General features: G+C 62.9%; 9 protein-coding genes. 3 read left to right on the top strand and 6 right to left on the bottom strand.

Annotated elements, in window-relative coordinates; translation table 11 throughout:
• Positions 1 to 83 precede the first annotated feature (83 nt).
• From VVR41_RS09380 to VVR41_RS09370, 3 genes are all read right to left on the bottom strand, one after another.
• Positions 84 to 311: a hypothetical protein gene (locus VVR41_RS09380; protein WP_368524543.1), complete on the bottom strand. Its 228-nt coding sequence runs from the start codon at positions 309 to 311 to the stop codon at positions 84 to 86.
• Positions 312 to 1,957: 1,646 nt separating this feature from the next.
• The gene (locus tag VVR41_RS09375; RefSeq protein ID WP_368524542.1) at positions 1,958 to 2,470 is read right to left on the bottom strand and encodes a hypothetical protein; all 513 of its coding nucleotides are present in this window, start codon (positions 2,468 to 2,470) and stop codon (positions 1,958 to 1,960) included.
• A 366-nt stretch (positions 2,471 to 2,836) separates the two neighbouring features.
• Positions 2,837 to 3,361 (bottom strand): hypothetical protein, encoded by a 525-nt coding sequence (locus tag VVR41_RS09370; RefSeq protein WP_368524541.1) that lies wholly within the window; start codon positions 3,359 to 3,361, stop codon positions 2,837 to 2,839.
• A 405-nt stretch (positions 3,362 to 3,766) separates the two neighbouring features.
• Here VVR41_RS09370 and VVR41_RS09365 point away from each other — a divergent pair, with 405 nt between their 5' ends.
• The 3 genes from VVR41_RS09365 to VVR41_RS09355 are packed head-to-tail and all read left to right on the top strand — an operon-like array spanning position 3,767 to position 6,920.
• Complete coding sequence (locus tag VVR41_RS09365; protein ID WP_368524540.1) at positions 3,767 to 4,738, top strand: ABC transporter permease; 972 nt, start codon at positions 3,767 to 3,769, stop codon at positions 4,736 to 4,738.
• Complete coding sequence (locus VVR41_RS09360) at positions 4,739 to 5,395, top strand: ABC transporter ATP-binding protein (RefSeq protein WP_368524539.1); 657 nt, start codon at positions 4,739 to 4,741, stop codon at positions 5,393 to 5,395.
• Between the two features lie 49 nt (positions 5,396 to 5,444).
• Positions 5,445 to 6,920, top strand: a complete 1,476-nt coding sequence (locus VVR41_RS09355) for an FGGY-family carbohydrate kinase (protein ID WP_368524545.1) — start codon at positions 5,445 to 5,447, stop codon at positions 6,918 to 6,920.
• Positions 6,921 to 6,965: 45 nt separating this feature from the next.
• On the opposite strand, the gene VVR41_RS09350 is transcribed toward VVR41_RS09355, so the two are convergent.
• Genes VVR41_RS09350 through rraA form a run of 3 tightly spaced genes read right to left on the bottom strand, consistent with a single transcriptional unit; the run spans position 6,966 to position 9,848 of the window.
• The gene (locus VVR41_RS09350) at positions 6,966 to 8,516 is read right to left on the bottom strand and encodes a bifunctional ADP-dependent NAD(P)H-hydrate dehydratase/NAD(P)H-hydrate epimerase (protein WP_368524538.1); all 1,551 of its coding nucleotides are present in this window, start codon (positions 8,514 to 8,516) and stop codon (positions 6,966 to 6,968) included.
• 33 nt (positions 8,517 to 8,549) lie between these two features.
• Complete coding sequence (locus VVR41_RS09345; protein WP_368524537.1) at positions 8,550 to 9,344, bottom strand: Fpg/Nei family DNA glycosylase; 795 nt, start codon at positions 9,342 to 9,344, stop codon at positions 8,550 to 8,552.
• Between the two features lie 18 nt (positions 9,345 to 9,362).
• Positions 9,363 to 9,848: a ribonuclease E activity regulator RraA gene (rraA, locus tag VVR41_RS09340; protein WP_368524536.1), complete on the bottom strand. Its 486-nt coding sequence runs from the start codon at positions 9,846 to 9,848 to the stop codon at positions 9,363 to 9,365.

Raw genomic sequence — 9,848 nt, 5'->3', positions numbered from 1 at the left:
CTTCTACATACCAAAACAGCCCCCGCGTTGCTGGGGGCTGTTTTGGCGCTATTCGGCAATCCAATGTTATCCGTTGCCGTTTTTCACCATAGGGGAATCTGCCCGGGGTCGTGGACAATTCCAGCGCGGGCGGCTCGCAGGGCGTCTTCATCCCATCCGTGGCGTACCGCTTCGCGGACGAGAAGGGAGCGCTGCGCCCGGGACTCACTTCCCGCCCCGCGGCGGTTGCCGATGTGGCGTCCCCGGAAGACGGCGTAGTCGATGTTCTCGGCTTGGGTAGATGTGCGCAGATGCCGCTCGTGCACGCGCACGCACAAAGGTTCGCAGCAGGCGTGTTCTCCGATGTGCCCGGGGGGTACTTCCTCTCCCATGTGGAGAAGGAGGGCGAAGCGGTGGGCGGACATTGTTCTGCGTTTCATGTCGACCTGCCACGTGAATCGTCCGTACCCGTCGGGTGTGGAGATCGGCCAGATCCAGATCCAGCACGAGCCGATCCCACCCAACCACATCACCACAGGGTTCCCCCACTGTCACTCAGCCACGAACCAGTGATTTCTCGTCATTGAAAGACGGGGAAAGTCCTCGCCTGCGCGAAGGTATTTCTGTCACAAAGCAATCTGGCCGGTTGATAGTCACATCTCCGGCCGACGAAGAACGCTCTATTTGTGCAACATCGGTAGCTACAGTCTTGTTCGGTATGGGGTCAGCTGCCCTCTTTGCTATGGCGGCAGCTCTCGGCCCAGGAGAAGTAGCCGTCATTGCCGGTGTGGAAATGACCGCCGAGCAACTAGGCTACGCGGCCGGTGCCTCCGGAAGTTTTGCGGCTCTGGAAGCATGGGCTGATAGTAAGGTATGTAACTAAGGAGTGCTATGATAATCCTTTTCTATCTTCTTCTTGCAAGTGCCCCTTTCGTCGTCATTGGATCATTCATGTGGACCCGTAAGAATAAAAAGTCTGTGCGCCGATAACTCCTTCTTGGCGGCTTTTACTAATCCCCAAACCTGCTGGCGGTATCTCGCTAGCAGGTTTCTTTACTGTTGTAGCGACTAAAAGACCTTATGGGGCGCAACGATATCTTTCCCCGCTAAGTCTTCGATTAACGCAACTTTCACTCCCTATCTCCCCTTGAACGGACTGAGAACTTTAAGGTACACGTTGCGCGATAACTCGAAAATCTCCACAGCAGTGTTAACAGAATGTCGTGAAATAGGTGATCGGATCACCTTGTCCGTAGCTGTAGATGCCTGCGAGGTCAACTCCGATACGGCAATCAACAAACAAATGTTTAACCCCCTCAAGGCAATTGGCGAAGAGCTCTATGCTGGTCGCATAAACGACGGAGATCTCGCCCCCGACACTGGAACTCTAAGTGAGGTCTCAAACGCCATTATCGATCCAGAATAGGATCGTAGTTGGCAACTAATAGGGCACTTCGCTGCAGAGATCGAGGGTGAACACGTTCTTATTGGTCTTACGGGGAAGTCAACGGGCAGCTAGCTTCGCTGCGCGTTGATACGAAACTCCGAGGATGTGACCCATATTTCGGACGGTGAATCCTATCGCTTTCATGGCAGAAGCAAGGTTTCGACTACTTGCTTGCGAATCCTGTTGAGCTGCTTCTGCTTCAGCTCGTTGTTGATCTGCCTGGAGCTTCAACTCAGCAATGCCAGTAGGGAGGATTACCTCAACGCGGATCTCCATGTCTTCGGGACTGATCCCAGCTTGGTATGCGATCGCCTCCCGCATCTCATCGGCAGCCTGGTCAAGTCGCTTAGTCTGCTAAACTGCACCAACGTCAGCACATTCGAGTGCCCAGACGTTTCCGGTGCCGCGTTCTGCGGTGACGGTGTATGTTGCTGTCATTATCTCCACCATCCTTTTCCTAATTCTCCGGCGTACTGGTCAAAAACTTTTTCGCTGTCAGGTCATCAAAATCTACGGGCTTTTCAACGATACTCAAACTGAGTAAGGGCGGCCATAATTAATGCTTTCGTTATTTTTTTCTGTGAACGGCGACAGCAAGAAACGACTCTCCCATGGGCATGGGACCCGCCACAGGTACATGTTATCGCCTAAGTAGCCGAGTTCGTTTAGTGTTCCTTCCCGTTCAGGTTGGGGACGCACGATTCCCAGGAAATCCCCTGGGACACGAGCCTTACGCCCTACCGGATTCGACCATTGGAGATCCCGGTTCCAGGGGTCTTCATCCATAAAGGGGCCGGTGAATTGGACGAGGATTTCACGCGGTGCGGCACCGGAATGAGGGTAATCATCGATAGGAATGTCCTCGTACCAAATATCGTGGTTTATCCGTTTCCCCTCATCGATCCAGTCGAGGACCGTTGTTTCCTCGAAACTAGCCCCAGCCAGGATTTCTCGCGGATGGCGGGGAGTATCTAGGCGAAAACGTGTCACATACGCCAGATAGATACGAGGCTGGGGAACAACCCGGGGAGCGTTGTTAGTCATTGCCGGGGATTTTACAGCCTACGCGGGTGGGTTTGGTAGACACGCGTGCGTCAAACGTGCCCGTCGTGGTAATAATCTTTCCCTCTGTTACCCCGATGAACCAGGTTTCCACATCCCTACCAGCACAATCCTGCTCTAGGTCTAATGTTGAGTACTCATACGGAAGGCCGGATATTTGATCGCAATTGTAACTTGGGTTGGGATCATAGCTACCTCTCAAGTTGGGCGCTTCTCGCCACTGAGTAAAGCACTCGTACCGCAACGTATTAGCGTGTGTCACCTTAAGTACTCTTTCAGTGCAGTTTGTGTGAGGCTTGCTCCTTACCTCAACTTCTCCGCCCCTGTTCAGTGTAAACTTGGGCTTTTCTAGCCTAGAAGGCCCCACTTATACGTTTCCTCCAGCACCTGGCCGTATCGAATGTTATCTATCTGTTTCAGTCGGGTCATGCGCATAACGTGGTAGACACCTTCGTCGAAATGGCCCGCGTACAGGACAACAACAGAAAACCTCTTATCGATGACCATCTCATGCCATCGTCCAATACGGACGAAATCGTCATCGCTGTAACTGATGATGCGAAGGTAACGATCCTGCGCCAACGTGAACGAACGGGGATAGAAATATGACCGTTGATCGTTCCAACTTTCTCCCCAGAATTCCGGGAAGGAACCAGGAAGTAGAAGCGAGTGGGGATCTCCCGGCCCGGGAGTAAGTGCTCTTACAGGAACGATTTTGCCGTCCTCAACCGTGGGACCGAGATGGCGCAGGAATATGCCATTGAGGTAGATCGAGTAGTCCGATTGTCCCGGGTGCGCCTCGACGTGGAGGCGTTCTGCGGGGTGATTCGGTGGATCTGTGTACACGCAGTCGTAGGAGACGATCGAACTCATGTTTCTCTTAAGCAGAGTGCCCAGGACTCCCTCTCTGAGAGGGTCGGTGTACTCGTGGAAAGATGAGATCTCTTGGTTGGTGCAAAAATCATCCCAAAACGGGCTATAGAACATGGATCCTGCCATTCATCAAGGTCGATCGAAGCTAGGTTGGTCTTCAATCAATTCGGGGGAAGCTCGAAGGTCCGAGTAGGTACGTGTGCTGGGGCGATCGTAGCGCCCCAGCACATCTCAGACCGCCATTCTGCGCCTCATACGCCCAAGAAGGGACAGGAATCTTCAGGTAGGTCACGTCGTAGGTCCTGCGAGCTCGACTCCCCCACCACCTGATCAACCGATCGGTTGACCCGCTTTTCAACCACTCGCCCGATGTCTCAAACCCCTGCTCACGGCCACAATTGGGGCATGTTCGTAGGAATCAGGGAAATCACATCCGCCAAGGGGCGCTTCGGCCTCATCGTAGGCGTCGTCGGGCTGATCACGCTGCTCGTGGTCATGCTCACCGGGCTGACGGCCGGTTTGGCCAAGCAAAACACGTCCGCTCTCGAGGCGCTCAACCCCGTGTCCGTCACGTTCCAGAACCAGGACGAGCCCTCTTACACCACTTCGCGTGTCGACGGCACCGCTGACGCCACCCCGCTCGGCACAGGTCAGACGCTGATGAAGAAAGCCGACGGCACCGAGGAGTCGGTGGCCGTGCTCGGCCTGCCGGAGGGCACCGTGCTGCCCGGCGGCCAGACGCTCGGCGCCGAAGCGGTTGCCTCGCGCGGCCTGGATCTCGCCGAGGGTGAGGAGGTTGCGGTTGGTGGGGCGTCGACAAGCGTGAGCGCGGTTGTTGATGACCTTTATTATTCGCACTCCCCCGTCATCTGGGTGCCGACTGCGACCTGGCAGCAGGCGATGCACACCGACGCCGAGGGCACGGTGCTGCTCAACAACGACGATTCGGGCATGACGCTGAGCGCGTCCTTCAACGCTCTGCCGGCCTACGGCTCCGAGCAGGGTTCGTTGTTGATGATTCAGGGCTTCCTCTACGCCATCGCCGCTCTGGTCACCGTCGCGTTCCTCACCGTGTGGACCATCCAGCGCACCCGTGACCTGGCCATCCTGAAGGCCATCGGCGCCTCGAATTCCTACCTGCGCCGCGACGCGCTCGGCCAGGCCGGCGTGATCCTGCTCGTCGGTGTCGCCGCGGGCGCGGTCATCGCACTGGGGCTGGGCATGGCGGCCGCGAAGGTCGCGCCGTTCAGCCTGAGTGTCCTGTCCATTGTCGGCCCGCCGCTGGCCCTGTGGCTGCTCGGCATGGCCGGTGCCTGGCTGGCCACCCGCTCCATCACCAAGATCGAACCGCAGCTCGCACTGGGAGGTATCGCGTAAATGCTCAGCATGAAAAACGTCACCGTCACTTTCCAGGACGGCCAAGAGCGCCTCACCGCGCTGGACAACATCAACTTCGAGGCCGCCCCGGGCCACCTCACCTTCATCCTCGGCGAGTCCGGCTCCGGCAAGTCCACCCTGCTCTCCGCCGCGGCGGGCCTGCTCACCCCGGACTCCGGCGAGGTGCTCGTCAGCGGCACACCCGTCAGCGACAAGATCCGCCTGGAGAAAATCGGAATGATCTTCCAGCAGGCCAACCTGATCGGCGCACTCAGCGTGCGCGACCAGCTGCTGGTCACCGACCACATCCTCGGGGTCACGCCCCGCCGGGAGCGCGCCGACGAGCTGCTTTGCGCCGTCGGCCTGGATGGGCTCGGCGACCGCCGGATGCAGCAGCTTTCCGGCGGCCAGCGCCAGCGCGTCGGCATCGCGCGTGCTCTCATGGGGGATCCGGCGCTGATCCTGGCCGACGAACCCACCGCAGCACTCGACTCCGAGCGCTCCCACGAAATCGTAAACCTGCTGCGCACCCTGGTCACCGAGCGCGGCATCGCCGGTGCCTTCGTCACCCACGACCGCTCCCTGATTTCCACCGAGGACCGGGTGGTGCGCGTGCGCGACGGCCGTGTCACCGCCGATGAGCCCGCCCGGGTGTAACCGCTGATTAGAATCGGGCCCCGTGAGCTCTGCACGGAAGATCCCGACGATGTCCATCCGGCCCGAGGCTGGCCGCGGCCCGTTCGTCCTCGCTCTCGACGTCGGCAGTGGCGCGAGCCGCGGAGCGCTTTACGACGCCACCGGGTGCCCACTCAAAGGCTCCAAGCAGCGCATCGCCCATCAGTTCACCGTGACCGCGGACGGCGCGAGCACCATCCACGCCGACCAGGTTGTGGACGAGTGCCGCGAGATCATCGACGGCATCGTCGAATACGCCGCCCACCACGGGATACCCGTCGACGCGGTGGCGATGGATTCATTTGCCTCCAGCTTTATCCTCGTCGACGCCGACGGCCGGGCGCTGACCCCCTGCGCCACCTACGCCGACGCCCGCAGCCGCGACTACGTCGCTGAGTTGGTCCGCCGCGGCGTCGACGAGGCCGCCTACCACCAGCGCACAGGGGTACGCCTGCACACCAGCTACCACCCCGCCCGTCTGCTCTGGGCCCAGACCCTGCCCGAGTGGGACCGCGCAGCAAAGGTTCTCACCCTCGGCGAGTACGTCTACCTGCAGCTGGCCGGGATCGAGGGTATGGCGACGTCCATGGCGGCCTGGTCCGGAATCTGCGACGCGCACACCGGCAGGCTCGACCACGCCATCCTCGAGGCCACCGGCACCCCGGCCAGCATGTTCCAGCCGTTGTGCGGCCCCGACGAACCCGCCACACCGGCGTCCACCGAATGGGACGCCCTCGACGCGATCCCCTGGTTCCATTGCGTGCCCGACGGGTGGGCCTCCAATATCGGGGCGGGCGGGACCGACGAGTCCACCGTCGCCGTCGCCGCGGCGACCTCCGGTGCCGCGCGCGTGATTGTCCGCGAGGTTCCTGCCACTATCCCCCACGGCCTGTGGTGCTACCGCCTCGGGCGTAACCAGGCGATCCTCGGCGGGGCGCTCAACGATGTCGGCCGCGCTTTGGAGTGGGCGGAGCGGGTGCTGGTGGGCGTCGATAAGCACGAGCTTGCCGAGGTCCTGCGGACTCCCCCGGCGGCCGCGCCGTTCGTTCTGCCGTTCTTCTCTGGGGAGCGAGCCACCGGCTGGGCCTCGGGTGCCACCGCATCGTTTGCGCAGGTAACGGCAGCGACGGGCCCGCTGGAGATGTGGCGCGGCATCGTCGACGGCATTGCGCTGTCCTACGAGCGCGTCCTCGACCAACTCGCCCAGGCCGGCGCGCGCCCCGAGCGCGTTGTCGCCTCCGGAGGCGTCGTCGCCGCCTACCCCGAATGGCTGCATGTGCTTGCCGACGCTACCTCCATCGCCGTCGTCCCCCTCGTGATGAAGCGCACCACCCTGCGCGGCACCGCGCTTATCGCCCTCGAGCAATTGCAGCCCGGTGGCGAGCGCGCCGTCGCGCCCTTCGGCGAGGCCGTGGAGCCCAACAGTGCCAACAGCGCCTACTTCGACGCTTTGCGCGCCGAGTTCACGCGCTACTACGAGGCGCTAGTAGCTCAGGTGAAAAACTAGCAGCGCTGCGTTGGGAATCGGTGCGGTGGAAGGCACACGAACAACCTAGACGGCGGGATAGGTCAGCGCCGCCGTCGCCTCCCGGATGTGGGCCGCGATGCCGCTCGCGCTGGTCGGCGCCTCCCCGAAGCGTGTCGCGGCGGCGAGCTTGGCCGCCAGGCCGTGCACCTGCACGGCGCGTGCCAGCTCGTCGCGGGCGACGGCGTCCCTGTCAGTGCTGTCAGCGCGCTCGCCCATGCGCTTGGCGACGCGAGCCAGACGCGCCCCGGCCACACCAGCGAGCACGTCGCCCGATCCGGGCGTGGCCGCCCAGGAATTCCCGGCGTCGATGACCGTGCCATGTGATTGGTTGGGAAGCGCAATGATGGTGGCCCTCCCCTTTCGCAGCACCGTGCATTTCAGCTGGTCAGCGAGCTCAATGGCTTGCGTGAGGCGGTCGGACTCCCCCACGCCTGCCGCCTTGCACAGGCGCGCCGTCTCCCCGTCGTGCGGGGTGAGCACGGTGTACGCCTCACGCTCGCGCAGCAGGTGGCGCAGGTGCTCATGGGTGGCGAGGAGGGTTAGCCCATCGGCGTCGATAAGCACAGGCTCCTCGCGCCCCAATAGCCACTCGAGCTCCCGGGTAGCCGTCTCGTCGGTGCCTGCGCCGGGGCCGAACACCCACGCCTGAACCCGGCCGGTCGCCTCGAGCTCGGGTGCCGCGACGACCTCCGGGTGTGCGCGCACGACCTCTGCGGCCTGGGGGCCGGCGTAGCGCACCATCGCCGAGGTCGCCGCCACCGCGCCGGAGGCGCACAGCACGGCAGCTCCGGGGTAGGTGCCGCTGCCCGCGCGGATGCCAACGACGCCCCCGGTGTACTTGTCATCGCGCGCGCCGGGCTCGAGCGAGCCGAAACGCACCGGGCCCAACGCAGAAATGCCCGCAGGGCACGAGCCCTCGGCCCACTGGTCTGTCGGCAGCGTAGAGCGGGCGATCAAGGTCGGGTCGACCTTGCTGAGCTGCTCGGATAATGCGCCGTAGCCTGCGGAAATGTCAGAGAGCAAGGCGGTGCCGCACTCCGGGGCGAGCGCGTGCGCGAGGCGCCACCCGCCGAAGGTGACGGTGGCGTCCGCGGTGATGTGGACCGTGCCCGCCTCTCCGGTATCGGCGCTGACACCGCTGGGTACGTCGACGGCGAGGACCTTCTCGGCGGTGCCACAGATTCCCTCGAGTTCCTCCGGTAGGCTGCCGGCGCCGCCGAGGCCGAGGATGCCGTCGATAAGCAATGCGTAGGGCGCTTCGGGGGAGTGGGTGACACTGCCGCCGGCGTTGGTAAACGCCTCGAGCGCGGGGGAGTGGGCCGAGCCAAAGACGAGCCAGGCCTCGACGCGGTGGCCAGCCAAGGCCAGCTCCGCGCCGGCGTAGAGGGCGTCTCCTCCGTTGCCGCCCTTGCCCACGAGCAGCAGCACGCGCGACGGTGCATCGAGCATGGCCTCGGCCGCGCGGAACACTTCGTGGGCGGCGGCCTTCATGAGCTGATCGGGCGAATCTTGGGCGCGCAGAAGCGGCTGCTCGGCCGCGCGGATCTCGTCTGCGGTGTAGGCCTTGGAGTACATATCCGCCATGCTACGCAGCGAAGCTAAGGCGGGTCAGCCCTGGCAGGACGGGCACCAAAACAGGTTGCGCCCCTCCATCTTCGCCACCGAAATCGCCGCGCCGCACACGTGGCAGGGCTCGCCCGCGCGGCGGTAAACATAGACCTCCCCGCCGTGGTCGTCGTCGCGGGCATCGCGGCCCATCGCCTCGGGCAGGTGCTCGGCGCGCACGGTATCGATGCGGCCGTGCTCCAATCCGTACGCCATGAGCTCCACAAGATCGTCCCACAGGGCGTCGAACTCCTCCCGAGTAAGGTCACGGCCCGGCACATAAGGGGAGAGGCCCAAGCGGAACAGGGGCTCGGCGCGGTAAATATTGCCCACCCCGGCGAAGAGCTTCTGGTCCATCAACAGCGAGCCGATGGAGCGGCGCGAGGCGTGCACGCGCTGCCACAGACGATCCGGATCGGCGTCGGTGCGCAGCGGATCCTCGCCGAGACGCTCGATCAGCGCGGCCTGCTCGGCAGGGGAGATGTAGCTGCAGGTCTGCGGCCCGCGCAGGTTCGCGGCCTGGTAGCCGTTGCTCATGCGCAGGCGGATCTGGCCCCACACATCGTCAACCGGCTCAAAGCGAAGCGAACCGATCAAGCCCAAATGAATGTGGATGGTGTGGCCGGAGGAGAACGCGATGAAAAGGTGCTTGCCGAAGGCTTCGGCGCGGGTGAGCAAGGTGGCGTCGACAAGCGAGGCGTCGAAGCGCCCCTGCGGCGAGGAAACGTCGAGGGGCGCGTCGCGGTAGTGCGCGTTTAGGTGGCGGGCGAGCCGGTGGAGAACATGGCCTTCGGGCATGCCACCAGCCTAAACCGACTAGTCGTGGTCGATGGGCTCCGGGGTAACCACGATGCCGTCAGCGTCGGCGTAGAGGAAGTACCCGGGGTTGAAATCCACCCCGCCGAGGGACACGCGCGCGTTGACCTGGCCCGCCCCGTCCTTGGCGGACTTGCGCGGGTTGGTGCCCAGCGCCTTGCAGCCGATGTCCATTTTTGCCACCTCCGCGGAGTCGCGGATCGCGCCGTTGATGACTACACCGGCCCACCCGTTGTCCACGCCCGCCTGGGCGATCATGTCGCCCATAAGCGCGGTGTGCACGCTGCCGTGGCCGTCGACAACGAGGACCTTGCCGTTGCCGGGGGAGTTGAGGGTCTTTTTCACCAGGCCGTTGTCTTGGAAGCAGGTGATGGTGACAATCTCGCCGCAGAACGACGACTTGCCGCCGTAGTTGGTGAATTGAAGGTCGCAGCTGGCCAGCTGATCCTGGTCGCCGTAGAGGTCTGCGATATCCGCTGTTGCCAT

This window comes from Corynebacterium sp. LK2510 (genome assembly GCF_040946405.1).
Taxonomy (GTDB): Bacteria; Actinomycetota; Actinomycetes; order Mycobacteriales; family Mycobacteriaceae; genus Corynebacterium.
This window is presented reverse-complemented; position numbering and strand designations above follow the sequence as displayed.